The sequence below is a fragment of the Plantibacter sp. genome, from assembly GCF_059073635.1.
The window spans coordinates 406117-431150 of the sequence record NZ_JCACOF010000010.1; the positions used below are offsets into that span (position 1 = coordinate 406117).

Below are 25034 nucleotides of genomic sequence, written 5' to 3' on the forward strand. Positions count from 1 at the left end.
CTCGTGGACTGTGCCACGTATAACCAAGGTCCTCATCGCCAACCGTGGCGAGATCGCCGTCCGCGTCATCCGAGCCGCGAAGGACAGCGGGATCGCCTCCGTCGCCGTCTACGCCGACCAGGATCGCGACGCCATGCACGCCCGTCTCGCCGACGAGGCCTACGCCCTCGACGGGACGACGAGCGCGGAGACGTACCTCGTCATCGACAAGCTCCTGTCCATCGCCCGACGGTCCGGCGCCGACGCCGTCCACCCGGGCTACGGCTTCCTCGCCGAGAACGCTGACTTCGCGCGTGCCGTCATGGCCGCCGGGCTGATCTGGATCGGCCCGTCGCCCGAGGCCATCGAGCGGCTCGGCGACAAGGTCTCGGCCCGCCACGTGGCCGAGAAGGTGGGCGCTCCGCTCGCCCCCGGCACGCTCAACCCCGTCTCGGGTGCCGAGGAGGTGCTCGACTTCGTCGACATCCACGGCCTGCCCGTCGCCATCAAGGCTGCCTTCGGCGGCGGCGGTCGCGGCCTCAAGGTCGCCCGTGAGCGCGAGGAGGTCGCCGAGCTCTTCGAGTCCGCCACCCGCGAGGCCATCGCAGCGTTCGGACGGGGCGAGTGCTTCGTCGAGAAGTACCTCGACCAGCCGCGCCATGTCGAGACACAGTGCCTCGCCGATGCGCACGGCAACGTGGTCGTCGTCTCCACCCGCGACTGCTCGCTGCAGCGTCGCCACCAGAAGCTCGTCGAAGAGGCACCGGCACCCTTCCTCACCGACGACCAGGTGACGGAGCTCTACCGCGCGTCGAAGGCGATCCTCAAGGAGGTCGGCTACCTCGGTGCCGGCACCTGCGAGTTCCTCATCGGCAAGGACGGCACCGTCTCCTTCCTCGAGGTCAACACCCGCCTGCAGGTCGAGCACCCGGTCTCCGAGGAGATCACCGGCATCGACCTCGTCCGTGAGCAGTTCCGTCTCGCCGAGGGCGGCGTCCTCGACTACGACGACCCGCAGCCGAGCGGCCACTCCTTCGAGTTCCGCATCAACGGCGAGGACCCGGGACGCGGCTTCCTCCCGCAGCCGGGCCCGATCCACGTCTTCAAGACCTTCGGCGGCCCCGGTGTCCGGCTCGACTCCGGCGTCACGGCCGGCGACACGATCTCGGGGGCGTTCGACTCGCTCCTCGGCAAGATCATCGTCACGGGACGCACCCGCGAGGAGGCGCTCGAGCGCAGTCGTCGCGCGCTCGACGAGTTCGAGGTCGCCGGCCTCCCCACCGTCATCCCCTTCCACCGCAAGATCGTCCGCGACCCCGCGTTCACCGCGGAGGACGGCACCTTCGGTGTCTACACCCGATGGATCGAGACGGAGTTCGTCAACGACATCGAGCCCTGGGACGGATCCATCGATGCACAGCAGGCACCCGCTGCCCGCTCGACGGTGGTCGTCGAGGTCGGCGGCAAGCGGCTCGAGGTCAGCCTTCCGGGCGGACAGCTGGGGCTGAACGTCGGTGCACCGGTCGCCGCTCCCGCTCCGCACCGCCGCGGTGGTGCAGCGGTGGTCTCGGGTGCGACGGGTGATTCGGTCTCGGCGCCCATGCAGGCGACCATCGTGAAGCTCGCGGTCGCCGAGGGCGATGTCGTCGTGAAGGGCGACCTCGTCGTCGTCCTCGAGGCGATGAAGATGGAACAGCCCATCACGGCGCACAAGGACGGCACGGTCGGCGCGATCGACGCGACGGTCGGTGCCACGGTCTCCTCGGGTCACCAGCTCCTCACCATCAGCTGACCCGACCGGCGCCTTCGGGCGTCGCATCGGACCCGGCGACGATACGCTGAACAGGTGTCAGCAGCCGACCTCCTCGAAGATGCGTTGGATCGTGTGGCGGACTTCGACGCCGCCGGTGCGATCGCGCTGCTCGAGGCAGAGCCGCACGCGGCGTCCGATCCCCGCGTCCTCGCCCTCCTGTCCTACGCCCGGTTCACCACCGCCGACTTCGCGGGTTGTCGCCGGGACGCGGTGGACGCGCTCGCCGCCTCGACGGACTCCGACCGGACGACACGCCTGCTCGTGCTCGGGGCCGCCGGGCTGGCCCTCGGCTCGGACCGCTCGTCCGGCTCGGAGCTGGAGGGGTGCTTCGCGGAGGCGGACGCCCTCGTCGACGACGGCGGCGACCTCGAACCGACCCTGGCCTGGCTCGTCGGGTATCTGCTGGTCGAGGGTGCCGTCGTCAACGTCCTGATCCACGCCGCCCGGCGCTTCGCCGACGCGTTCGCCGACGACATCGCCGCCACCCCGGGCCGCTTGTACCGGACACTCGTCGACGGGGTCCTCGCCCGCCTCCTGCTCAACGAGGGACGCGTCGCCGAGGCAGAGGCCGCCGCGCTCGCGATGTTCGAGCGGGCCGGGAGCGGACCGACCGCGCTGTACGCGGAGGCCGTGCAGTGCCTCGTCGCCGGGAACCGTGCCGAGCAGGGGGCGACCAGGACGCTCGCACGCCGCGTCCGTCAGGCCATCCCCGAGCCCACGGGCGCCTTCCAGACGACGTGCTACCTCCTCGTCGGCTACGGTCTCGCCGCCCTCGCGGACGACCACGGAGCCGCAGCCCTCGCGCGGAGCGCCTCGGGGAACGACTTCAGCGGCCTGTCCGTCCAGGACCGCGCCCTCGCGATCGAGCTGCTCGTCTCGAGCGCCTTCCTCGACCGCGACATCGTCGAATCGGAACGCCTCATCGGCTTCATCGCCGCCGACGTCGACCGCAGGGTCCCCGGGCCGGCCATCCTCCGGATGCAGTGCAAGCTCGAACTCCTCCGTGGGCGACCCGCCGAGGCGCTGGCGCTCGCGCGCACGGCGACCACCCGCGCGTTGGTCGACGGCCGCATGCTGGAAGCCGGGATCGGCGAGATCCTCGCGACGCGTGCCCTCATCGCCATGTCCGACCGGACGCAGGCCGTCCGTGAGCTGGCCGCGCTCGCCGAGCAGGCGGTCCTCGGCGGGCACACCGCCGCGACCCGCTCCGCCGCCCGGGAGCTGAAGGCGATCGGCCGACGTCTCGCGCCGGTCGCCGGATCCGGTTGGGACGGACTGTCGCCCCGCGAACGCGAGGTCGCCCTGCTCTCCGCGGAGGGCAACTCGACGGCGGAGATCGCGTCCGTCCTCCAGCTCTCCTCGCGCACGGTCGACGCGCACGTCACCCGGGTGCTCGCCGCGTTCGGGATCGTGTCCCGCCGCCAGCTCCCCTCACGGCTCCCGGCCACGCTGCCGTTGACCGCCGTCCCCGTCCCGACCGCGCCGCTGACGCCCCGACAGCGGGACCTCACCGAACTCGTCGCGGACGGCCTGTCGAACGACGAGATCGCGACGGCCCTCGGCATCTCCCGCAAGACCGTGGAGAAGCATCTGAGCGCCGTCTTCCAGGCCTGGGGCGTGCGCTCGCGGGTCGCCGTCGCACGCATCGTGCTCGCGAACCGCGATCGGTGAACTCCGGCGTCTCAGCGGCGGTTCGACGAGGACGACGCCTATTCGACGATGTGCATGGCGCGCGCAGCGTCGGTGATCGACCCGGTGAGTGACGGGTAGACCGTGAAGGCACGTGCCACCTGGTCGACGTTCAGCCGTTGCTCGACCGCGAGGGCGAGCGGGAAGATGAGCTCGCTGGCCTTCGGGGCGACGATGACCCCGCCGATGACCGTCCCGCTGCCGGTCCGCGCGAACAGCTTGACGAAACCGTCCTTGATGCCCATCATCTTGGCGCGCGGGTTCTGGGCGAGGGGCAGCTTGTAGATCTCACCCTGGGCGATGCCGTCCTCGATCTGCTTCTGGGTCCAGCCGACGGTCGCGATCTCGGGCTGCGTGAAGATGTTCGCGGCGACGTTGCGGATCTCGGTCGGGTTCACCGCGTCGCCCATCGCGTGCAGCATCGAGGTGCGACCCTGCATCGACGCGACGGACGCGAGCGGCAGGAAGGTCGTGCAGTCACCGGCGGCGTAGATGTTGGGGACGCTCGTGCGCGCCACTCGGTTCACGCGGATGTGACCGGAATCGGTCAGCTGCACGCCGGCCTCCTCGAGACCGATCCCGGCGGTGTTGGGCACCGAACCGACCGCCATGAGGCAGTGCGAACCCTCGACCGTGCGACCGTCGGAGAGCGTGGCGACGACGCCGGTCTCGGTTCTGGTGACGGAGTCGGCCCGCGACTTCGACAGGACCGTCATGCCGTTGCGCTTGAAGACGTTCTCGATGACCGCCGCCGCATCGGCGTCCTCACCGGGCAGCACCTGGTCGCGGCTCGAGATGAGCGTGACCTTGGAGCCGAGCGCCGTGTAGGCGGAGGCGAACTCGGCGCCGGTGACGCCCGAGCCGACGACGATGAGGTGCTCGGGGACGGAGGTGAGGTTGTAGAGCTGCGTCCAGGTGAGGATGCGCTCGCCGTCCGGCAGCGCGGAGGGCAACTGGCGCGGGCTCGCGCCGACGGAGACGACGACGGTGTCAGCCTCGATGCGGTCGAAGTCGGTGCCGCCGGACAGGTCGGTCGAGACGATGACCTCGTTCGGTCCGTCGAGCCGCCCCTGACCGTTGACGATGCGGACACCGGCACGGATGAGACTCGCCCGCATGTCCTCGGACTGCTGGCGGGCCAATCCGAGCAGTCGCTTGTTGACGGCGGCGAGGTTCACGGCGACCTCGGGACGGCTGGGCTTCCCGGTGGTCTCCGAGCGGACGAAGAACTGCACGCCGAGGTCGGCCGCCTCGCCGATGGCCCCGACCGCGTCGGCCGTGGCGATGAGGCTCTTGGACGGGACGACGTCGGTGATGACCGCCGCGCCGCCGACGCCCGTGCGCTCCACGAGCGTGACGTCGGCCCCGAGCTGTGCCCCGGCGAGGGCCGCCTCGTACCCGCCGGGTCCGCCTCCGATGATCGCCACTCGCTGCTTGCGTTCGAACTCGTAGGCCATGCGTCCATTCTCGCGCGCCACCAGGGGCGGGACCAAACCCGTTCGGGCCTGCGGCGGTGGGCATCGTGCGCGGATGAGCGGGGTCGGCACGGTTGGGCGGCGGCCCCGCCCCTGTCTAGAGTGAGAGGATGTCCGAAACCTCTGCGAACCCACTCGATCTGTCCGATGTCGATCCCTTCGAGATCGCCCGCGAAGCCGCCGGCCAGATCGCTGAGAAGACCGGCGTGGAACGCCACGACATCGCGCTCACCCTCGGCAGCGGCTGGGGCAAGGCGGCCGACCTGATCGGCGAGACGACGGCGACGATCCCGGCCTCCGAGATCGTCGGCTTCTCGAAGCCGGCGCTCGAGGGCCACGTGGGCACCCTGCGCTCGGTCCTGCTCCCGAGCGGGAAGCGTGCGCTCGTCATCGGCGCCAGGACGCACTACTACGAGAACCACGGTGTCCGGCGTGTCGTGCACAGCGTGCGGACGGCCGCTGCGGCCGGCGCGGGCATCATGGTGCTGACGAACGGCGCAGGCGGCATCAAGGACCACTGGACGCCCGGCACACCGGTACTGATCAGCGACCACATCAACCTCACGGCCGACTCGCCGCTCGAGGGCGCGACGTTCATCGACCTCACCGACCTCTACGCCAAGCGGCTGCGGGACATCGCGCACAGCGTCGCTCCGGAGCTCGACGAAGGCGTCTACACGCAGTTCCGCGGACCGCACTACGAGACCCCGGCCGAAGTCCAGATGGCGAAGGCGATCGGCGGCCACATCGTCGGCATGTCGACCGCGCTCGAGGCGATCGCCGCACGTCAGGCCGGCATGGAGGTCCTCGGGATGTCGCTCATCACGAACCTCGCCGCCGGCATCCAGCAGACGCCGCTCAGCCACGCCGAGGTCATCGAAGCCGGCCAGGCGGCCGAGCCGGTGATCAGCAAGCTCCTCGCGCAGATCGTCGCGGCCCTGTGAGCGAGGCGACGAGCCTGCTCGCGACCGCCGAGGCCTGGCTCGCCCAGGATCCCGACGACGAGACCCGGGCCGAACTGGCAGGCCTCGTCGAACGCGCCCGGGTGTCCGACGACGTGGCCGTCGCCGAGCTGCACGACCGCTTCGACACCCGACTGCAATTCGGCACTGCCGGGCTCCGCGGTCGCATCGAGGCCGGCTCCAACCGGATGAACCGGGTCCTCGTGTCGCAGGCCGCGGCCGGGCTCGCCGCCTACCTGATCGAGCAGGCGCCGGAAGGGGTGACGCCGAGCGTCGTCATCGGATACGACGGCCGGAAGAACTCCGCCGTGTTCGCCGGCGACACCGCCGAGCTGATGGCCGGTGCCGGTGTCCGCGCCATCCTGCTCCCACGGCTCCTGCCGACGCCCGTCCTCGCGTTCGCCGTGCGGTTCTTCGACGCCTCGGCCGGAGTCATGGTGACCGCGAGTCACAATCCGCCCGCCGACAACGGCTACAAGGTGTACCTGGGCGGTGAGCACCACGGGTCCCAGATCGTCTCCCCCGCCGACGCGGCCATCGCCGCCCACATCGGGCGCATCGCCGAGACGGCGCTCGTCCAGGACCTCCCGCGCAGCGACGGGTTCGAGATCGCGGGCGAGGACGTCGTCGACGCCTATGTCGCCGAGACCGCGGCCGTCGCTCCCGCCCCGGCGGGCAGCCAGCTGCGCGTCGTCTACACGGCCATGCACGGCGTGGGTTGGGAGACGACCCGACGCGTCCTCGAGACGGCCGGTTACCCGGCACCGGAACTCGTCACCGAGCAGATCGATCCCGATCCCACCTTCCGGACCGTCAGCTTCCCGAACCCGGAGGAGCCGGGCGCACTCGACCTGTCCTTCGCGACGGCGCGAGCAGTCGGCGCCGACATCATCATCGCCAACGACCCCGATGCCGACCGCCTGGCGATCGCGATCCCCGACGACGCAGCGCCGTCGGGGTTCCGTCGACTCACCGGCAACGAGGTCGGTCTCCTCCTCGGCTGGCGGGCCGCCCAGGCCGCCAGTGCCGCACTCGACGGCGACGCGGCACCCGAGGGCACGCTCGCGTGCTCGATCGTCTCCTCCCCCGCCCTGCGCATCGTCGCCGAGGCGCACGGCCTCGAGTTCCGGGAGACGCTCACCGGGTTCAAGTGGATCTCCCGGACGCCGGGCATGATCTTCGGCTTCGAGGAGGCCCTCGGCTACCTCGTGAACCCCGGGACCGTGCGCGACAAGGACGGCATCTCGGCCGCCGTGGCGTTCCTCGGTCTCGCGACGGCGTCGGCGCAGGCGGGCGAGAGCGTCGCGGGGCTCCTCGACCGGTTCGCGGACACCTTCGGTTCCTTCGGCAGCGACCAGATCTCCATCCGCTACGCGGAGCTCAGCCGCATCGGCGAGGTCATGTCCGGGCTGCGGGCACTCCCGCCGACGGAGCTCGCGGGAGCCCGGGTGACCCGGATCGACGACCTCGCCGACGGCTTCGAGGCGCTCCCGCCGAGCGACGTCCTGCGCGTCTGGCTCGACGACGGCACCCGGGTCATGATCCGGCCGAGCGGCACGGAACCGAAGCTCAAGGTGTACGTCGACGTCCAGTCCGCCGACGGCGACGCCGCCGAGCGGGCGGCGACGGTCACCGCGCGGCTCGCCGCGCTGCGGACGGATCTCACGGCGCTCGTCTCCTAGCCCCTCGACGGGCTGAGCGGCCTGGCGGTGTGCGGCCCGGAGACCGGGCCGCACCGGTCAGCCGATGGCGCGTTCGAGCTTCTCGGTGAGTTCGGCGAGGTCGAAGTAGTTGTCGATGACGACGATGTCGGCGAAGGTCTTGCCGATGCGCTCGACGAGCTCCGGCGAGGTCAGGATCACCTGGGCGTCGGCCGCGGTCGTGCCGAGGCTCTCGATGTCACCGGCGACGACATCGGCCTCGAGGTCGAGGCGTTCGAGCGCGCGTTCGGCGTTGAGCTTGAGGATCGCGGAGGAGCCGACCCCCGAACCGCAGACGGCGACGATCTTCATGCCTGGTCTCCGATGCTCAGGGGGGACGCACCGAACACGGCGCGCACCTCGTCGAGCGTCGTGGCCGCTGCGAGCCGCGGGATGGCGGTCTCGTCGTTGAAGACATTGGCGATCTCCGCCACCCAGCCCACGTGCGACTCGGCGGTGGTGACGGCGAGGCCGAGGACCACCGAGACGGGGTCGTTGTGGGGGTGTCCGAACCGCACCGGAGCAGCCAGGGTCGCGACGACGAGGGCGTCGTCGTGGACGTCGGCACCCGGTCGGGCGTGCGCGAGCGCCAGGCCCGGCGCGATCACGACATATGCGCCGAACTCCTCGACGACGTCGATCATCCGCTGGGTGTATGCGGCGTCCGTCGCATGGGTGTCGGACAGCAGCGCTCCGGCTACGCGGATCGCCTCGCGCCAGTCGTCGGCTTCGACGTGGAGCGCGACGCTTGCTTCGGACAGTTCTGGGAGTGGCATCGCTTCAATCAGAGGATCGGTCGACCCGAATGGATCGGAACCATCGTAACGCTCCGAGGCTGGAAGCCTGCCGCGCAGGTGCCGCCCAGGCGGTCGCCGGAACAGCACCTGCCGGCATCGTCAGTCCTCGTCGTCGTCGAGGAACTCGTCGAACGCCTCGCTGATGCGGTCCGCCAGAGCCTCACGGATCTCCAGCGGCTGGAACGTCGCGGCGGCGGCGTTCAGCTGGAAGGTCTCCAGGTCGGTGAGGTCGTAGTCGAACGCCTCGGAGAGGAGCGCGAGCTCCTTCGTCAGGCTCGTGTCGCTCATCGTGCGGTTGTCGACGTTCACCGTGACGGCGAAGTCGAGCTGGTAGAGGAGGTCGAACGGGTGGTCCTCGAGCTCCTCGCCCCAGGCCGCGATGGCTCCGGTCTGCAGGTTCGACTGCGGGCTGAGCTCCAACGGGATCTTGCGGTCGCGGACCCACTCCGCGACGGGACCGAGCGTGGCGTAGAGGGACTCGGCGTCGTCGCGCTCGATGAAGATGTCCTCCGCGATGCGGACACCGTGGCCGAGTCGCAGCGCACGGCCGTCGAGCATGGCGCTCCGGATCGACTCGATGCCGTCGGCCTCCCCCGCGTGGACGGTGACCGGGAACAGCTCGGCCGCGAGGTAGTCGAACGCCAGCCGGTGCTTGCTGGCGGGGAAGCCCGCCTCGGCGCCGGCGATGTCGAACCCGACCACGCCGCGCTCACGATGGCGCACGGCGAGCTCAGCGATCTCGAGCGCGCGGTCGGCATGCCGCATGGCCGTGACGAGCTGGCCGATCTGGATGTCGGAGCCGGAGTGGGCCGCGTCCTTGATGCCGAGCTCGATGCCCTCCTGGACGGCCTCGACGACCGCGTCGAGGCTGAGACCCCGGGTGAGGTGCTGTTCGGGAGCCCAGCGCACCTCGCCGTAGATGACGCCGTCCGCAGCGAGGTCCTGGACGAACTCGCGCGCGATGCGGACGAGCCCCTCCTCGGTCTGCATGACCGCGGTGCTGAGGTCGAAGGTCTTCAGGTACTCGACGAGCGAGCCGGCGTTGCACTGCGTGTAGAACCAGTCGGCCAGGCCGTCGGGGTCCGACACGGGGACGTCGACACCGTTCGCTTCGCCCAGCTCGATGATCGTGGCGGGCCGCACACCGCCGTCGAGGTGGTCGTGGAGCGAGATCTTCGGGAGCGCGCGGAGGTCGACGCCGGAGAGGGGGGATTCGTCTGCAGAGGTCACGGGGTTCACTGTACCGCTCAGCCCTCCGTCGAGGTGAGGCACTTCGTCACTCCCCATCGCCCTCAACGACCAACCGCCTCAACTCGGCCGGGGCCGCCGAGGCGCACCCGGATGCGCTCCGCGAGCATCGACGGTCGGCGGAGGTCGTCGGCAGTCAAGCGCATCACCGTCCATCCCTCATGTGCCAAGTCCTCCGTGCGCGCGATGTCCTTCCGCCATTGCGACCGGTCGGTCCGGTGATGGTCTCCCTCGTACTCGAGGACCAGACGCTGGACACGGAACACCACATCGCCCCGGACCACTCGCCCGGAGCCGTGGAGGACGATCTCGGCGTTGTGCTCCGCCTTCGGGAGCGCCGACGCCTCGAGGATCAACCGGAGCTCGGTCTCCTTCGGCGACTGGCAGCGGTCATGCAACCGCGGGATCGCCGACCGAAGGGCGACGACGCCACGACGCGACGGATACTCCTCGACGGCCTGACGAAGCCGATCGAGGGACGTCCGAGGATCCAGGAACCAGAGCAAGGGCGTCGCCGGCGGCGATCAATGCCGGGAGCGGTACCACCGTCGCGAGGTCGCACCAGGTCCGCTCGACACTGGTGACCGGGAGTCCGTCGAGATCGACGATGTCCCCCGGGCCGAGGGTGCCGCGATGTCCCACCACGCCGCGCCCCTCTCGCGCCCGGACGCCAGCAGGTGACATGACATGCAGCGGGACGTCCGGACTCGTCGGCCTGGGCGTCGGGATGCCGTGCAGAGCAGCGGCCGTCTGATGGCTGAAGGCTCCCCCGATCGGGAGAGCACTCAGGTAGGCGACCGCTTGGTGGTACAGGTCAGTCGGGTAGCCCGGTGGCGTTCGGATCCCGTGGAAGGGAGCACCAAGCGCTGGGTTCCGGAGCTGGCGGGGAGTGAACCCGGCGCGCACTGCCGACTGAGCGGGCTTCGGCCCGGCCATGATCGGGATCGAGGATCGGAAGGTCATCCCTCGATCGTGCCGCCGGCAGGAGCTTCCCCCGTCGTTCTCCACAGGTCGCGTACTCAGGTGAGGCAACTCGTCGTCCGGAACGGCGATGGACGACGAGTTGCCTCATCTCAACGGGCTCAGGCCTCGATGCGGGCCCGGACGATGGGGCCGCGCGGGGGCGCGGTGTCCTCGATCGTGTAGGCGCCGTCGAGGGCCTCGAGCGCCCGCGGGAAGCGTGCCGCATCGTCGGCACTCAGCGTGAAGAGCGGCTGTCCGGCCCGGACCTCGTCGCCCGGCTTCGCGTGCAGGTCGATGCCCGCCGCGTGGATGACCGGGTCCTGCTGCCTGGCCCGACCGGCACCGAGGCGCCATGCCGCGATGCCGAACGGCAGTGCCTCCTGCGTCGCCAGCACGCCGTCGCGCGACGCCGTGACGACGTGGGTCTCCTTGGCGACCGGCAGCGGTGCGTCCGGGTCGCCGTCCTGTGCGCGGATCATGCGCTTCCAGACGTCCATGGCCCGACCGTCCGCGAGGGCGCCCTCGACGTCAGCGTCCGGCTGCCCGGCGAGGGTCAGCATCTCCCGCGCGAGGGCGAGCGTCAGCTCGACGACGTCCGCCGGACCGCCACCCGCGAGGACCTCGACGGACTCGCGGACCTCGTTCGCGTTGCCGATCGCGAGGCCGAGCGGGACGTTCATGTCCGTCAACAGCGCGGTCGTGGCCACACCGGCGTCCGTTCCGAGCGCGACCATCGTGCGCGCCAGTTCCTCGGCACGCTCGTAGTCCTGCATGAAGGCGCCGGAGCCGAACTTGACGTCGAGGACGAGCGCCCCGGTGCCTTCGGCGATCTTCTTCGACATGATGCTCGACGCGATGAGCGGGATCGCCTCGACCGTGCCCGTCGTGTCGCGCAGGGCGTACAGACGCTTGTCGGCCGGGGCGAGACCGGAGCCGGCGGCGCAGATGACCGCGCCGACGTCCGCCAGCTGCGCCATCATCTCGTCGTTCGTCAACGCCGCACGCCAGCCGGGGATGCTCTCGAGCTTGTCGAGCGTCCCACCCGTGTGCCCGAGCCCGCGGCCCGACAGCTGCGGCACCGCGACGCCGAAGACGGCGACGAGCGGGGCGAGCGGCAGGGTGATCTTGTCGCCGACGCCGCCGGTCGAGTGCTTGTCCGAGGTCGGCTTGTCGAGCGACGCGAAACTCATCCGCTCACCGCTCGCGATCATCGCCATCGTGAGGTCGCGGATCTCGCGCCGCTCCATGCCGTTCAGCAGGATCGCCATCGCCAGCGCCGACATCTGCTCGTCGGCGACGTAGCCGCGGGTGAAGGCGTCGATCAGCCAGTCGATCTGCGGCGTCGACAGCTCTCCGCGGTCGCGCTTCGTGCGGATGAGGTCGACGACGTCGAATGCTTCTACGGAACTCATGCGTGGTACTCCTCGAGTTGACGTGGTCCGAAGGCGTCCGGCAGGACCTCGTCGATGGTGCGGATGCCGGAGACGGTGTCGAGCAGCATGCCCGCCGTCGAGTGCTCGTACAGCAGCTGTCGGCACCGGCCGCACGGCATGAGGCGTTCGCCCTTGCCGTCGACGCAGGCGAACGCCACGAGGCGTCCTCCGCCCGACATGTGGAGGGCGGAGACGAGCGCGCACTCCGCGCACAGCGTCAGGCCGTAGCTGGCGTTCTCGACGTTGCAGCCGGAGATGATCCGGCCGTCGTCGACGAGGGCAGCCGCGCCGACCGGGAACCGGCTGTAGGGCACGTAGGCGTGACCCATCGCCTCCCGGGCCGCGGTGTGCAGCGCCTCCCAGTCGACGGGTGGCGTGGTCGTCGTGTCGCTCACGGTCAGCCCTTCACGTAGGGCTTGCCGGCGGCTGCCGGTCCGCGGGAGATGCCGACGAGTCCGGCGACCGCGAAGATCGTCACCACGTACGGCAGCATGAGCATGAACGCGCTCGGCACCGGGGAGCCGATGGCACTCAACGCGAACTGCAGGTTCTGCGTGAAGCCGAACAGCAGCGCGGCGAGCGTCGCCTTGAGCGGGTCCCAGCGTCCGAAGATGACCGCTGCGAGCGCGATGTAGCCGGCACCCGCCGTCATCTCCTTGTTGAACGCACCGACCGAGCCGAGGGTGAAGTACGCCCCACCGAGGCCGACGATCGCGCCCGCGAGCGCGACGTTCCAGAACCGCGTCCGGTTCACGTTGATGCCGACGGTGTCGGCCGCCTGCGGGTGCTCACCCACGGCGCGGAGGCGGAGGCCCCAGCGCGTGTAGAACAGGCAGAAGAAGACCACGGCCACGGCGATGTACATCAGGTAGATGATGATCGTCTGGCGGAACAGCACGGGCCCGATGAGCGGGATCTCGCTGAGGATCGGGATGTTGATCCGGGGGAACTTCGGCGGGCTGTTGAAGAGCGCCTCGTTCTTCGTGAGCACCTGCGAGTACAGGAAGCTCGTGAGTCCGACGACGAGGACGTTGAGCACCACACCGACGATGACCTGGTCGACGAGGTACTTGATCGAGAACGCCGCGAGCAGGAAGCTCACGAGCGTGCCGGCGATCATCGCCGCGACGAGCCCGAGGAAGGCGTTCCCCGTCACCGAGGCGACGAAGGCGGACGAGAACGCGCCGGCGAGCAGCTGGCCCTCGATCGCGATGTTCACGACGCCGACCCGCTCGGAGATGACGCCGCCGAGCGCGCCGAAGATGAGCGGGACGCTCAGGGCGACCGTGCCGAGCAGGAGCCCGGTGATCGGGATCGCCTTGCCCGCGGCGGCCCACGACAGGAACCCGACCATGAACAGCACACCGAACACGGTGATGAGCCAGAGCGGGACCTTCTTGCCCGTCGTGACGAGGTACGCGCTCAGTGCCGTGATGGCGGCCAGGAGGATCGTGACGACGATGCCGGTGACCGTGGACGGGAGCACGACCGTCGGCAGCTGGATGACGTCGCCGTCGCTGGAGAGCCGGAACGTGCTGTTGCCGTCGCGGTGCCAGATGACGAACAACAGGAACGCGATGACGGTGAAGATCCCGAACGCGATCGGGGCCTTCCAGCTCCGGACGACGACCGTCTCGAGGACGATCGGGGCGTCGGGAGCCGGCTGCGGCGTCTGCTTGTCGAGCGTGAATCCACTCATGCGGACACCTCCTTCTTGGCGGAGCGACGCGTTCGGCGCGTCGAACCGTCGGGCTTCGGCAGGAAGAAGATCGCCCGCACGAGCGGCGGAGCCGCGATGAACAGCACGATGAGTGCCTGGAGGACGAGCACGATGTCGATCGGCACGTTGACGCCCTGGGTGGCCTGCATGGAGTACCCACCGGCCTTGAGCGCACCGAACAGGATGCCGGCGATGAGGATGCCGCCCGGCCGGCTGCGTCCGAGGAGCGCGACGGTGATGGCGTCGAAGCCGATGCCGGCGTCGATGCCGTTGTCGAACCCGGAGGTCACCGTTCCGAGCACCTGCGAGACGCCGGCGAGACCGATCAGTCCACCGGAGAGCAGCATGGCGTACACGTAGGTGTTCTTCACGTCGATACCCGCGACGCGCGCTGCGTTCGGGTTCTCACCGACCGCGCGGAAGCGGAACCCGATCGAGGACCGGCTGAACAACCACCACACGAACACGACCGCGAGGATCGCGATGAGGAAGCCGGCGTGCAGGTTGTAGCGGTCACCGAGGAGCTTGGGCAGGACGGCGTTCTCCGCCATCGCCGCGCTCTTCGGCACGTTCGACCCGGGAGCCTGCAGCAGCCCCTGCGTGGAGAGCATGAAGGTGATGAGGTAGAACGCGACGTAGTTGAGCATGATCGTGATGATCACCTCGTGCGCGCCGGTGCGGGCCTTCAGGACGCCGACGATGCCGCCCCAGAACGCGCCACCGATGATGCCGGCGGCGATCGCGACGAGCAGGTGCACCACGGGCGGGAGGTCGAGCGTGAAGCCGACCCATCCGGCGCAGGCGGCGGCGATGAGCATCTGACCGCGTCCACCGATGTTGAACATGCCGACCCGGAACGCCAGGCCGACACCGAGTCCGGCGAGGATCAGCGGGGTCGCGAAGGTCAGCGTCTCCGTCAGCGGGCGGATGCCGTTCAGGAAGTCGGGGCGCTTGAAGTTGTAGATCGACCCCTGGAAGAGCGCGCCGTACGCACCGGTCGCCGACTGCCAGACCGCCGCGATCGTGTCGCCCGGGCGGGCGAAGAAGTACCCGGCGGCGGTGTGGACCTTCGGATCGGTCAGCGCGATGAGGATCGCACCGACGACCATCGCCAGGACGACGGCGAGGATCGAGATGACGATGCTCGAGTTGAGGATCTCGGCGAGCACCTTGTTCGAGCGCGGCTGGGTCGTGTCGGGCTTCGCCTCACCCGGTGCCACCGGCTGGACCGTTCCGGGCGGGGTGTGGGACGTCTCGCTCATGCTGCTGCTCCTGCCGGGAGTTCGCCGGCCATCATGAGGCCGAGGACCTCTCTGGGGGTCGATGCCGGGACGATCCCGACGATGCCGCCGCGGTACATGACGGCGATGCGGTCGGCGAGCGCGACGACCTCGTCGAGCTCGGTCGACACGACGATGACGGGGATGCCGGCGTCGCGCGTGGCGACGATGCGCTTGTGCACGAACTCGATCGAGCCGACGTCGATCCCGCGGGTCGGCTGTGCGGCGACGAACAGCCGCAGCTCACGGCTGAGCTCACGGGCGAGGACGACCTTCTGCTGGTTGCCGCCCGACAGGGAGCCGGCCGGCGACTCGATGCCCTGCGACCGGACGTCGAACTCCTGCGACTTCTCGCGTGCGAACTCGTCGCGGAATCCGCGCTGGACGTTGCCGCCCTTCACGAAGGGTGCACCCGTCGATCGGTCCAGCATGAGGTTCTCGGCGATGGTGAACTGTTTGACGAGCCCGTCCTCGGATCGGTCCTCCGGCACGAAGCCGACGCCGGCGTCGAGCACCTTGCGCGGGGTGGACCCGACGAGTTCGACACCGTCGAGCTTGATGCTGCCCTTGGTGTGCGGCTGCAGCCCGAGGATCGCCTCGGTGAGCTCGGTCTGCCCGTTCCCCTGGACGCCGGCGATGGCGAGCACCTCGCCCTCGCGCACCTCGAAGCTGACGCCGTTGACGACGAGCTGGCCGAGGTGGTCGACGACGGACAGGTCGTGCACGGTGAAGGTGGTGTCGCCGAGGTTCGGCGCCTCCTTGTGGACCGTGAGTTCGACGGGACGCCCGACCATGAGGGACGCCAGCTCGGCGTTCGTCGCGGTGGGCGAGGCCTCGCCGACGACCTTGCCGAGTCGGATGACGGTGATGCGGTCGGCGACTTCGCGGACCTCACGCAACTTGTGGGTGATGAAGACGATGGACGTGCCCTCGTCCTTCAGCTGCTTCATGATCGCCATGAGCTCGTCCGTCTCCTGTGGGGTGAGCACGGCGGTGGGCTCGTCGAAGACGAGGACGTTGGCGTTGCGGGAGAGCGCCTTGACGATCTCGACGCGCTGCTGCACTCCGACCGGGAGGTCGCCGACGATGGCGTCCGGGTCGAGGCTGAAGCCGAACCGCTCGGAGATGTCGATGACGAGCTTGCGGGCCGCTGCGACGTCGAGGCGGCCACCGCCCTTGGTCTGCTCGTGGCCGAGCATGACGTTCTCGGCGACGGTGAAGACGGGGATGAGCATGAAGTGCTGGTGCACCATGCCGATGCCGGCGCCCATGGCGTCGCCAGGGCCCTGGAAGTGCTGGACGACGTCGTCCAGGAGGATCTCGCCCTCGTCGGCCTGATAGAGGCCGTAGAGGACGTTCATGAGGGTGGATTTGCCGGCACCGTTCTCGCCGAGGAGACAGTGGATCTCCCCCGGTTCGACGGTGAGGTCGATGTGGTCGTTGGCGGTGAGTGCACCGAACCGTTTGGTGATGCCGCGGAGCTCGAGCTTCATGGGTCCCAATCTAGTCACGTGTCGGATGTCGGCACAGGCGGTCGGGATCGCCGTCCGGCCGTGCCGCGAACAAAGCGGGGGGAGGTCGCGGATCGCGACCTCCCCCCGGAGTCCCGGGCGAGGGCCCGGGTGAAGAGGGACTACTTGACGGGCGAGGAGACCGAGGTCGCCTTGATGGAACCGTCGATGATGCCAGCCTTGATCGTGTCGAGCTCGTCGGCCAGGGTCGGGGAGACCTTGGACTCGAAGTCGTGGAACGGCGCGAGGCCGACGCCCTCGTTCTCGAGGGTGCCGATGTACGCAGCTGCGTCGAACTTGCCGCCACCGGCCTCGGTCACGGTGTCGGCGACGCCGGCCTTCATGCCCTTGAGGATGGAGGTCAGGAACAGGCCCTTGTTCTCGGAGTTGGTCTCGTACAGGTCGGCGTCGACACCGATCATGGCGATGTCCTTACCGGTCTCCTGGATCTCGGCGATCGCGCTCAGGAAGATCGGGCCACCGACCGGAAGGAGCACGTCGGCGTTCTGGTCGATGAGTGTGCGGGCGAGCTGCTTGGCGGTGTCGTTCGCCTCGAAGCCACCGGTGAAGGAACCGGTCTGAGCGGCGACGTCCCAACCGACGACCTGGACGCTCTTGCCCTTCTGCTCGTTGTAGTACGCGACGCCCTCGGCGAAGCCGTCCATGAAGATCTGGACGGACGGGAAGGGCTGGCCGCCGAAGGTGCCGACGACGCCGGTCTTCGAGTAGTCGGCCGCCGCGTAGCCCGCGAGGAACGCGGCCTGGACGGTGTCGAACAGGATCGGCTTGATGTTCGGGGCGTCGACCTTGCCGTCGAAGTCGTTGTCGGCCGCGTCGTCGATGATCGCGTAGTCGACGTCCGGGTTCGCGAGTGCCGCGTCGACCGTGTCGGCGGAGAGGGCGAAGCCGACGCTGACGATGAGCGAGCAGCCCTGGTCGGCCAGGCTCTGCAGGTTCGGCTTGTAGTCGTCGGCCTTGTCGGACTGGACGGTGATGGGCTCGACGCCGAGCTCCTTCGCCGCCTCGGTCAGACCCTCGTAGCCGAGCTGGTTGAACGACTTGTCGGTGAAGCCACCGGCGTCGGAGACCATGCACGGGAGGAAGTCGGATGCGGCACCGGTCGAGTCGCCGTCGCCGGTGCTGGGAGCCGATGCGCAGCCGGCGAGCAGTGCCATGAGACCGACGCCGGCGATTGCGCCCGCAGCGGCCTTCCGAGTTGAGATTGCCAAGGTAGCCTCCAAGATGCAGCCCCGCGGGTCACGGGGCGTATGGGGTTACGTTACCCAATACGACGACTGCCGAACGGACGATCCCGGCTTCGCGACCGAAGCGTTACAGAACGGTGGCACCGGCGTCATGCGCCGGAAACACGCGGATGCGCAGACGCGCATCGCCGGGCCGTGATGCTGCGCACGTGAGCGCGGAGCGACCCCGCCGGCGGTCGCCTTGCGCTCCGGGTAGCTGCGGTTCCCACCTGGGCACCGAGCGCGGCTCGGTGCCCAGGCAGAACCGACCGGGATCCCGGTCAGCGGCGGTCGAGCATCAGGGTGTCGCCGCTCCAGCGCCGACGGAGCCATCGGTCGTGGCTCGCGATGACGACCGCGCCCGGATAGTCGCCGAGGGCGTCCTCGAGCTCCGTCGCAAGCGTGAGCGACAGGTGGTTCGTCGGCTCGTCCAGGAGGAACAGGTGCGGAGGCCGCGCGATGATCAGCGCCAGGGCCAGACGGCGCTGCTGCCCGACGGAGAGCTGGCCGATCGGGCGGTCGAGGTCGCGAAGCCCCAGGAGCCCGAGACCCGCGAGCGGGGTGCGCGCTGCACGGGCCTCGCCGAGCGCCCGGTCGTAGACCTCCCGAGGTGATCGCTCCGCATCCGGGAACGCGACGTCCTGCTCGAGGAGCCCCACGCGGAGCCCCTTCCGTCGGAGGACGGTCCCCGCATCGAGGCGCAGCGACCCGGCGAGCACCGCCAGGAGCGTCGACTTCCCCGAGCCGTTCGCCCCGGTGACCAGCACCCGCGACCGGGGCGCCAGCTGCAGGCGTTCGAGGTGCAGCCGGCCGTCCACGCGGGCGTCGGCGAGGTCGAGCAGCTGCTCCCCCTCGTCGAGGACCGTCGATCCGCTCGGGATCCCTGCGAACGAGAGCTGGCGAGGCGGGCGCCGCACCTGCTCGCGCTCGAGGACCTCGAGTCGGAGCTGCGCGTTCCGCACCCGCCGACTGATCTGCTGCTCGACGCGGTCGCCGCGCATGCCGAAGGCCATGCGGTTGTTGTCGCGGATGCCCCGATCGTGGTTGATCCGCGGGGCGACGTCGTGCACCGCGGACGCGAGGCGGCGCAGTTCGGCCTGCTCCTCTTCATGACGCGCCGACCAGCGATCGAGTTCCGCTGCCTTCCAGTCGAGGTACTCGCTGAACGGCCCGCCGAACTCCACGACGGGTGACGCCTCGCCGACGGGGACGGGGCGGGACGGATCGATGTCGACGAGCCCCGTCGCCACCTCGTCGAGGAAGGCGCGGTCATGGCTCGCGAAGAGCACCGGACCCGGCCACTCCGACAGGTGGCCGCGGAGGAACGCGACCGCCTCGTCGTCCAGATGGTTGGTCGGCTCGTCGAGCAGCAGTGCGGTCGGTCTCGCGACGAGGAGCGCGGCGAGGGCGAAGCGGGATCGCTGTCCCCCGCTCACCTCACCGAGTCGTCGCGACCGTTCGATCGCGGCGATGCCGAGGCCGTCGACGACCGCGTCCAACCGGGCGTCCGCCGTCCAGACGTCGGCGCGTTCCGCCGCATCGAGCGCGGCGGCGTACCGCTGCTCGGCGGAACCGTCACCGGCGGAACCCGTCTCACCGAGTGCCGCCGCCGACGTCTCGAGCTCCTGCTCGACGGCGCGGACCTCGCCGAGCGCCTGCTCCAGCAACTCGCCGACCGTCGTGTCCTCCGGGAGCTCGAGTTCCTGCATGAGGATGCCGGTGCGCAGCGGGCGGACGGCCTCGCCGTCGTCCGGCTCGTCGATCCCGGCGAGGATGCGCAGCAGCGTGGACTTCCCCGCGCCGTTCTCGCCGATCAGGCCGAGACGATCCCCGGCCGACACGACGAGGTCGACGTCGCGCAACACGACGCGGTCGCCGTAGGAGCGGGTGACGCCGTCGGCGCGGAGCTGCTGGATGTCGATGGATCGCCCGAAGGTCGAAGCGGTGCGACGGTGGACTGGTGTTGCGTGGGTCATGGGTGCTCGCATGGAGGCCCCTTTCGAGATGGGGCACGCCGCGTACGGTCGTCGTCCGACACGTCAGGAGTGAGCGCTGGGCTCGAACTCCTGGGCGGACCTGGAAGCGTCTGGCGTACCTCGATGGATTCCCGCCGGGCACATCACGTTCGTGATGGTCTGCCGCAGGCGCGGGACGTCGATTCGCTCAGTTCTTCACAGTGATCTCAGGCTATCCGTCGGTTGTCGGCCGCCGCAAGCCCTGCACGTCACCGGTCCCGATTAGGCTGGTCGTCATGCGTGCTCCGTCGGTCCCCTCGCCCGCGCGGCGTCGCCGTGCGCATCGATCGACCGCGGCCTCGCTGCTCGCCGCGCTCGGTATCGGTGCGCTCGTCGCACTCGGCGCACTGCCGACCACGCCGGCGACCGCGGCCGCCGCGAGCTCGCAGCTGAGCCGGACGCAGACGACGCCGACGCCCACCCCGAGTCCCTCGCCGACCACGCCCTCGACGGCGAGCCCGAAGCCGACGAAGCCGGCTCCCAGCAAGCCTGCCCAGCCGGCGCCGCCCACGGTCCGCGGCACGGACTTCGACCCGGGCGAGATCATCAGCGACGCGAACTTCTACGACGCGAACGCCATGAGCGAGGCGGACGTCCAGGCGTTCTTCGCCTCCCAGCCCTGTACCCCGAAAGACGGCGTGCCGTGCCTGGCGGACTTCCGTGCCAGCACCGAGTCCGTCCCGGCGGCCGAGCCCGGGCACTGCGAGGCCTACCGCGGCGCCGTGAACGAGTCGGCGGCGAGGATCGTCGCGAAGGTCGCCCACGCGTGCGGGATCAACCCCAAGGTGCTGCTCGTCCTCATGCAGAAGGAGCAGTCGCTCATCACCGGGCCGAGCGAGTACGGCTACGCGCGCGCCATGGGTTGGGGCTGCCCCGACACCGGCCCGAACTTCAGCGCGAGCTGCGACGCGGACTACTTCGGGTTCCAGAACCAGGTCTACCGTTCCGCATGGCAGTTCCGGCAGTACACGCTGTACCCGCTCAACGTGCCGGGTGAGTCCTATCAGCGGGCGTATCACCTGGGATCGGTCTACATCCAGTACAGCCCCGACGCGGCCTGCGGCGGTACCCAGGTCGACATCCGCAACCAGGCGACGGCGAACCTCTACCTCTACACGCCGTACCAACCGAACGCCGCGGCCCTCGCGAACGTCTCGGGCACTGGCGACGCCTGCAGTGCCTACGGCAACCGCAACTTCTGGCGGCTCTACACGGAGTGGTTCGGCCCCGCGGTCTGATCGCCCGGTTCGCTCTCCCAAGGATGGGCGAACGAACGGGTCATTCGCCGATGAGGAGCGCGACGCGGTCGTCGAGGTAGGCGTCGAGCGGGGTGAGCCCGAGGTCGTGCCCGGCCCAGCGGAGCATGACCGTGTCGTCGACGAGTCGCAGCGGGCCTGAACCTTCCCGGAGTGACGCCTCGTCCAGCGCGAGCTCGACGACCTCGAAGTTCACGACGTCGCCCTCGGCGAACGGGCCGCGGTGGGCCGCCTGCTGCGCGATCCGACGGTGCTCGACCTCCGAGGAGCGGTGGTTGAACCACTTCGGCTCCACGGCCCGAGTGGATTCGGCGGCGGTGAAGAGGCGACCGTCGGCCGAGAGCAGGACGACCCCGAGGCGCCACGCCCGGCCGATCGGCCGCAGCGCGGGTGCCCGCTTCACGAGCGGGAGTCCGCGGGGTGTGTAGACCTCCGCCAGGGCCTCGTCACGCACGCCTGCGGCTTGGAGACGCGCGCCCGCCTGCAGGAGCAGCTCGCGCAGCGCGGTCACCGTCGGTCGCCGATCAGAGGACGTCGTCGCGACCGGACAACTTGAGGGCGTCCACGACGCTCTTCACCCGCTGCGCGTTGGCGCTCGTGGTGACGAGCAGGGCGTCCGGGGTGTCGACGACGACGATGTCCTGCACGCCGATGAGGCTGATGACCCGACCGGTCTGGCTGACGACGATGCCGCTGGAGGCGTCCGACAGCACCCGCGCGTTCTCGCCGAGGATGGCGAGGTCGGACTTGCGCCCACCGGAGTTGAGCTTGGCGAGCGAGGCGAAGTCGCCCACGTCGTCCCAGTCGAAGTGCGCCGGCACGACGGCCATGCGACCGGCGGCCGCGGCGGGCTCAGCCACGGAGTAGTCGATCGCGATCTTCTCGAGCGCCGGCCAGACGCGGTCGACGACCGGGCCACGGGCCGCCGCGTCGTCCCAGACCTCGGCGAGTTCGAGGAGGCCCGCCAGGAGTTCGGGCTTCTGCCGACCGATCTCCTCGAGGAGGACGTCGGCCCGCGAGATGAACATCCCGGCGTTCCAGAGGTGCTCGCCGCTCGAGACGTACCGCTTGGCCGTGGCGAGGTCGGGCTTCTCGACGAAGGAGTCGACCAGCATGACCCCTTCGGCCCCGCGGATGCCGAGGTCGCGGGCGCTCTTGATGTAGCCGAAGCCGATGGCGGGCTCCGTGGGCTGGATGCCGATCGTGACGATGTAGCGCTCCTCGGCGGCCGTGACGGCCTGGGCGACCGCGGCGCGGAACAGGCGGTCGCCGCGGATCACGTGGTCGGCGGCGAACGAGCCGACGATGACGTCGGGTTCGCGACGGACGAGGATCGCTGCGGCGAGCCCGATCGCGGCGGTCGAGTCGCGCGGCTCGCTCTCGAGGACCACGTTGGCGTCGGCGAGGTCGGGCAGCTGCTGTTCGACGGCCGCGCGGTGCGCACGCCCGGTGACGACCATGATGCGCTGGTCGCCGGCGATCGGCGCGAGGCGGTCCCAGGTGGCGCGCAACAGCGTGCTGCCGGAGCCGGTGAGGTCGTGCAGGAACTTGGGTGCGTCGGCTCGCGAGAGCGGCCAGAGACGACTGCCGATGCCGCCGGCCGGGATCACTGCGTAGAAGCGTTCGAGGGGCGTGGTCATCCCCCGAGCGTACCGCCAGGCTCCAGCCTGAGGACGACGGCACGGAAGCGTCATCTGACGGGTTTACGATGAGCGCCAGATCGAGCACGAGAAAGAACGGTACGAGCATGGCTGGACGCAACGTCCTCGGGATCCCGATCCCGTCCTTCGGCAGCAAGCAGGCTCCCCCGGTCCCCGTCGGTCCGCCGGACGCAGCGGACCTGGACGGCCGCAACAGCATCGTCAACGCCTGCATCTACCGCCACGGTTCCCGCAGCTCGACGCTCACCTCACTCGAGGACACCTTCCGCGCGCTCCATGAGACCCCGGACGGCGTCGCGTGGATCGGGCTCTACCGGCCCGACGCCGGCGAGCTCGGCGTCCTGGCGGCGGAGTTCGGTCTCCACCCGCTCGCCGTCGAGGACGCCATCACCGCGCACCAGCGGCCGAAGATCGAGCGGTACGACGACGTCCTGTTCGTCGTCCTCCGGGCCGCCAACTACGTCGACGAGACCGAGACCGTCGAGTTCGGCGAGCTGCACGTCTTCGTCGGTCCGAACTTCGTCATCACCCTCCGGCACGCCGAGTCCCCCGACCTGTCGCACGTGCGGGCGCGGATGGAGCAGGAGCACGAACTCCTCGCCTACGGTCCGCAGGCGATCCTGTACGCCATCATCGACGCCGTCGTCGACGGCTACGGTCCGGTGGTCGCCGGGCTCTCGAACGACATCGACGAGATCGAGGAGCAGGTCTTCGTCGGCGAGTCCCAGGTGTCCCGCCGTATCTACCAGCTCTCCCGCGAGGTCATCGCCTTCGAGCGGGCGACGCACCCGCTCAGCGACGTGATGCTGTCGCTCGAGCAGGGCAGCGCGAAGTACGGGGTCGCCGACGAACTGCAACGTGGCCTCCGCGACGTCGCCGACCACCTCACGAGCGTCAACCAGCGGATCGACGCCTACCGGGAGCTGTTGCGCGACATCCTGACCGTGAACAGCACCCTCGTCGGGCAACGCCAGAACGAGGAGATGGCGAAGATGACCGAGGCGAGCCTCAAGCAGGGCGACGAGGTGAAGAAGATCTCCTCCTGGGCCGCCATCCTGTTCGGCCCGAGTCTCATCGCGGGGATCTACGGCATGAACTTCACCCACATGCCGGAGTTGTCGTGGTGGTTCGGCTACCCGATGGCGCTCGCGCTCATGGCCACCACGAGCGTCATCCTCTACAAGGTGTTCAAGCGACGGAACTGGTTGTGAACACCCGGTGTCGCCCGGTCGTCGCGCAGATGTCCGGCCTCTCTCGACGTCGAGACAGTTAGGCCAGCCTTAGCGGCGGGACCGCGCATCCCACGCCTACACTTGGTCCAGCGCGCCGATTCGACGCACGGCAGGCAACAACCCCCGCACGGCAGAACGATCTGCCGCAGATAGCGACTATCAGGGAGGACCTCGTGACCGCGAGTCTCACGCGAACGTCACCGTTGGAATCCACGACATCCAAACGCCCGGCCGGCACCCTGTACCGGGGCCGTGAGGGCATGTGGTCGTGGGTGCTCCACCGGATCACCGGCGTCGCCATCTTCTTCTTCCTCCTCGTGCACGTCCTCGACACCGCGCTGGTGCGGGTCTCCCCCGAGGCGTACAACGCGGTCATCGGCACGTACAAGAACCCCATCATGGGGCTCGGTGAGGTCGCGCTCGTCGCCGCCATCGCCTACCACGCGTACAACGGCATCCGCATCATCCTCATCGACTTCTGGTCGAAGGGCACCAAGTACCAGCGGCCCATGTTCTGGATCGTCATCGGTCTCTGGGTCGTGACGATGCTCGGCTTCACGCCGCGCCACCTGATCAACGTGTTCAGCGAGATGGGCCACTGATGACGACGATCGCCGCTCCCCGCACCCCCGCTCGTCCCGCGCGCCGCAAGGGCGTCAACTGGGAGAAGTGGGGCTGGATCTACATGCGCGTCTCCGGCGTGATCCTGCTGGTCCTCATCTTCGGCCACCTGTTCGTCAACCTCATGGTCGGCGACGGCATCAAGGCCATCGACTTCGCCTTCGTCGGCGGCAAGCTGTCGAACCCCTTCTGGCAGTGGTGGGACGTCGCCATGCTGTGGCTCGCACTGATCCACGGCGGAAACGGCATGCGCACCATCGTCAACGACTACGCCACGGGTCGCACGATCCGCGGTGTCCTCAAGGTCGCGATCCTCGCCGCCGTCACCATCCTCATCATCCTCGGGACCCTGGTCGTCTTCACCTTCGACCCGTGCCCCGCCGGCGCACCTGCAGACCTGCTCGCGTCGTTCTGCCCCGCCAACTGAGCAACCGA

Annotated in this window: 22 protein-coding genes; 8 read left to right on the forward strand and 14 right to left on the reverse strand. The window is 69.6% G+C overall.

Annotated elements, in window-relative coordinates:
• Positions 1-10: 10 nt before the first annotated feature.
• Together AC5JOC_RS14105 and AC5JOC_RS14110 are read left to right on the forward strand one after the other, a co-directional pair.
• Positions 11-1771 carry an ATP-binding protein gene (locus AC5JOC_RS14105; RefSeq protein ID WP_079707321.1) on the forward strand — a complete coding sequence of 587 codons (1761 nt, stop codon included), beginning with the start codon at positions 11-13 and terminating at the stop codon, positions 1769-1771.
• Positions 1772-1825: 54 nt separating this feature from the next.
• A complete protein-coding gene (locus tag AC5JOC_RS14110) occupies positions 1826-3463 on the forward strand; it encodes a LuxR C-terminal-related transcriptional regulator (protein WP_494246612.1) in 1638 nt (545 codons plus the stop codon).
• A 38-nt stretch (positions 3464-3501) separates the two neighbouring features.
• Here AC5JOC_RS14110 and AC5JOC_RS14115 read toward each other — a convergent pair whose 3' ends face one another.
• On the reverse strand, positions 3502-4938 hold the full coding sequence (locus AC5JOC_RS14115; protein ID WP_079707323.1) for an NAD(P)H-quinone dehydrogenase: 1437 nt from the start codon (positions 4936-4938) through the stop codon (positions 3502-3504).
• A gap of 128 nt (positions 4939-5066) precedes the next feature.
• Between AC5JOC_RS14115 and AC5JOC_RS14120 the strand changes: the two genes are divergently transcribed.
• Together AC5JOC_RS14120 and AC5JOC_RS14125 are read left to right on the forward strand one after the other, a co-directional pair.
• Positions 5067-5900: a purine-nucleoside phosphorylase gene (locus AC5JOC_RS14120; RefSeq protein ID WP_079707324.1), complete on the forward strand. Its 834-nt coding sequence runs from the start codon at positions 5067-5069 to the stop codon at positions 5898-5900.
• A complete protein-coding gene (locus AC5JOC_RS14125; protein ID WP_494246613.1) occupies positions 5897-7600 on the forward strand; it encodes a phospho-sugar mutase in 1704 nt (567 codons plus the stop codon). Before AC5JOC_RS14120 ends, AC5JOC_RS14125 begins: the two co-directional genes overlap by 4 nt.
• Before the next feature lie 57 nt (positions 7601-7657).
• Here AC5JOC_RS14125 and AC5JOC_RS14130 read toward each other — a convergent pair whose 3' ends face one another.
• The 11 genes from AC5JOC_RS14130 to AC5JOC_RS14180 all read right to left on the reverse strand — a co-directional run bounded on the left by AC5JOC_RS14130 (position 7658) and on the right by AC5JOC_RS14180 (position 19790).
• Positions 7658-7930 carry a PTS sugar transporter subunit IIB gene (locus AC5JOC_RS14130; protein ID WP_064294838.1) on the reverse strand — a complete coding sequence of 91 codons (273 nt, stop codon included), beginning with the start codon at positions 7928-7930 and terminating at the stop codon, positions 7658-7660.
• Positions 7927-8394: a PTS sugar transporter subunit IIA gene (locus AC5JOC_RS14135; RefSeq protein ID WP_124769707.1), complete on the reverse strand. Its 468-nt coding sequence runs from the start codon at positions 8392-8394 to the stop codon at positions 7927-7929. Before AC5JOC_RS14135 ends, AC5JOC_RS14130 begins: the two co-directional genes overlap by 4 nt.
• Before the next feature lie 120 nt (positions 8395-8514).
• On the reverse strand, positions 8515-9702 hold the full coding sequence (locus AC5JOC_RS14140; RefSeq protein WP_124769708.1) for an adenosine deaminase: 1188 nt from the start codon (positions 9700-9702) through the stop codon (positions 8515-8517).
• A gap of 5 nt (positions 9703-9707) precedes the next feature.
• On the reverse strand, positions 9708-10169 hold the full coding sequence (locus tag AC5JOC_RS14145; protein ID WP_494246614.1) for a DUF559 domain-containing protein: 462 nt from the start codon (positions 10167-10169) through the stop codon (positions 9708-9710).
• 576 nt (positions 10170-10745) lie between these two features.
• On the reverse strand, positions 10746-12038 hold the full coding sequence (locus tag AC5JOC_RS14150; RefSeq protein ID WP_079707328.1) for a thymidine phosphorylase: 1293 nt from the start codon (positions 12036-12038) through the stop codon (positions 10746-10748).
• The gene (locus AC5JOC_RS14155; RefSeq protein WP_064294834.1) at positions 12035-12454 is read right to left on the reverse strand and encodes a cytidine deaminase; all 420 of its coding nucleotides are present in this window, start codon (positions 12452-12454) and stop codon (positions 12035-12037) included. Before AC5JOC_RS14155 ends, AC5JOC_RS14150 begins: the two co-directional genes overlap by 4 nt.
• Before the next feature lie 2 nt (positions 12455-12456).
• Entirely contained in the window at positions 12457-13758 is a 1302-nt protein-coding gene (locus AC5JOC_RS14160; protein WP_079707330.1) for an ABC transporter permease, read from the reverse strand.
• A complete protein-coding gene (locus AC5JOC_RS14165) occupies positions 13755-15041 on the reverse strand; it encodes an ABC transporter permease (RefSeq protein WP_137243428.1) in 1287 nt (428 codons plus the stop codon). Before AC5JOC_RS14165 ends, AC5JOC_RS14160 begins: the two co-directional genes overlap by 4 nt.
• Positions 15038-16552 carry an ABC transporter ATP-binding protein gene (locus AC5JOC_RS14170; protein WP_124769712.1) on the reverse strand — a complete coding sequence of 505 codons (1515 nt, stop codon included), beginning with the start codon at positions 16550-16552 and terminating at the stop codon, positions 15038-15040. The genes AC5JOC_RS14165 and AC5JOC_RS14170 overlap by 4 nt, the downstream gene beginning before the upstream one ends.
• A gap of 140 nt (positions 16553-16692) precedes the next feature.
• A complete protein-coding gene (locus AC5JOC_RS14175) occupies positions 16693-17799 on the reverse strand; it encodes a BMP family lipoprotein (RefSeq protein ID WP_124769713.1) in 1107 nt (368 codons plus the stop codon).
• A 296-nt stretch (positions 17800-18095) separates the two neighbouring features.
• Positions 18096-19790, reverse strand: a complete 1695-nt coding sequence (locus AC5JOC_RS14180) for an ABC-F family ATP-binding cassette domain-containing protein (protein ID WP_494246615.1) — start codon at positions 19788-19790, stop codon at positions 18096-18098.
• 275 nt (positions 19791-20065) lie between these two features.
• On the opposite strand from AC5JOC_RS14180, the gene AC5JOC_RS14185 reads away from it, so the two are divergent.
• Complete coding sequence (locus AC5JOC_RS14185; protein ID WP_494246616.1) at positions 20066-21067, forward strand: LasA N-terminal domain-containing protein; 1002 nt, start codon at positions 20066-20068, stop codon at positions 21065-21067.
• A gap of 40 nt (positions 21068-21107) precedes the next feature.
• Here the strand turns inward: AC5JOC_RS14185 and AC5JOC_RS14190 are convergent, their stop codons facing one another.
• Positions 21108-21596, reverse strand: a complete 489-nt coding sequence (locus AC5JOC_RS14190) for a hypothetical protein (RefSeq protein ID WP_079707335.1) — start codon at positions 21594-21596, stop codon at positions 21108-21110.
• A 13-nt stretch (positions 21597-21609) separates the two neighbouring features.
• Positions 21610-22725: a mannose-1-phosphate guanylyltransferase gene (locus AC5JOC_RS14195; protein ID WP_064294827.1), complete on the reverse strand. Its 1116-nt coding sequence runs from the start codon at positions 22723-22725 to the stop codon at positions 21610-21612.
• A gap of 107 nt (positions 22726-22832) precedes the next feature.
• On the opposite strand from AC5JOC_RS14195, the gene corA reads away from it, so the two are divergent.
• From corA to AC5JOC_RS14210, 3 genes are all read left to right on the forward strand, one after another.
• Complete coding sequence (gene corA, locus AC5JOC_RS14200; RefSeq protein ID WP_071262530.1) at positions 22833-23957, forward strand: magnesium/cobalt transporter CorA; 1125 nt, start codon at positions 22833-22835, stop codon at positions 23955-23957.
• Positions 23958-24151: 194 nt separating this feature from the next.
• A complete protein-coding gene (gene sdhC / locus AC5JOC_RS14205; protein WP_255376691.1) occupies positions 24152-24580 on the forward strand; it encodes a succinate dehydrogenase, cytochrome b556 subunit in 429 nt (142 codons plus the stop codon).
• On the forward strand, positions 24580-25026 hold the full coding sequence (locus tag AC5JOC_RS14210; RefSeq protein ID WP_064294824.1) for a succinate dehydrogenase hydrophobic membrane anchor subunit: 447 nt from the start codon (positions 24580-24582) through the stop codon (positions 25024-25026). Before sdhC ends, AC5JOC_RS14210 begins: the two co-directional genes overlap by 1 nt.
• The last annotated feature ends 8 nt before the right edge of the window (positions 25027-25034 follow it).

Coding starts and splice junctions, on each gene's coding strand:
- AC5JOC_RS14150 (WP_079707328.1), bottom strand. CDS start 12,038: ATGAGTTCCGTAGAAGCATTCGACGTCGTCGACCTCATCCGCACGAAG.
- AC5JOC_RS14135 (WP_124769707.1), bottom strand. CDS start 8,394: ATGCCACTCCCAGAACTGTCCGAAGCAAGCGTCGCGCTCCACGTCGAA.
- AC5JOC_RS14180 (WP_494246615.1), bottom strand. CDS start 19,790: ATGACCCACGCAACACCAGTCCACCGTCGCACCGCTTCGACCTTCGGG.
- AC5JOC_RS14195 (WP_064294827.1), bottom strand. CDS start 22,725: ATGACCACGCCCCTCGAACGCTTCTACGCAGTGATCCCGGCCGGCGGC.
- AC5JOC_RS14160 (WP_079707330.1), bottom strand. CDS start 13,758: ATGAGTGGATTCACGCTCGACAAGCAGACGCCGCAGCCGGCTCCCGAC.
- AC5JOC_RS14165 (WP_137243428.1), bottom strand. CDS start 15,041: ATGAGCGAGACGTCCCACACCCCGCCCGGAACGGTCCAGCCGGTGGCA.
- AC5JOC_RS14210 (WP_064294824.1), top strand. CDS start 24,580: ATGACGACGATCGCCGCTCCCCGCACCCCCGCTCGTCCCGCGCGCCGC.
- AC5JOC_RS14170 (WP_124769712.1), bottom strand. CDS start 16,552: ATGAAGCTCGAGCTCCGCGGCATCACCAAACGGTTCGGTGCACTCACC.
- AC5JOC_RS14185 (WP_494246616.1), top strand. CDS start 20,066: ATGCGTGCTCCGTCGGTCCCCTCGCCCGCGCGGCGTCGCCGTGCGCAT.
- AC5JOC_RS14130 (WP_064294838.1), bottom strand. CDS start 7,930: ATGAAGATCGTCGCCGTCTGCGGTTCGGGGGTCGGCTCCTCCGCGATC.
- AC5JOC_RS14140 (WP_124769708.1), bottom strand. CDS start 9,702: ATGGGGAGTGACGAAGTGCCTCACCTCGACGGAGGGCTGAGCGGTACA.
- corA (WP_071262530.1), top strand. CDS start 22,833: ATGGCTGGACGCAACGTCCTCGGGATCCCGATCCCGTCCTTCGGCAGC.
- AC5JOC_RS14115 (WP_079707323.1), bottom strand. CDS start 4,938: ATGGCCTACGAGTTCGAACGCAAGCAGCGAGTGGCGATCATCGGAGGC.
- AC5JOC_RS14120 (WP_079707324.1), top strand. CDS start 5,067: ATGTCCGAAACCTCTGCGAACCCACTCGATCTGTCCGATGTCGATCCC.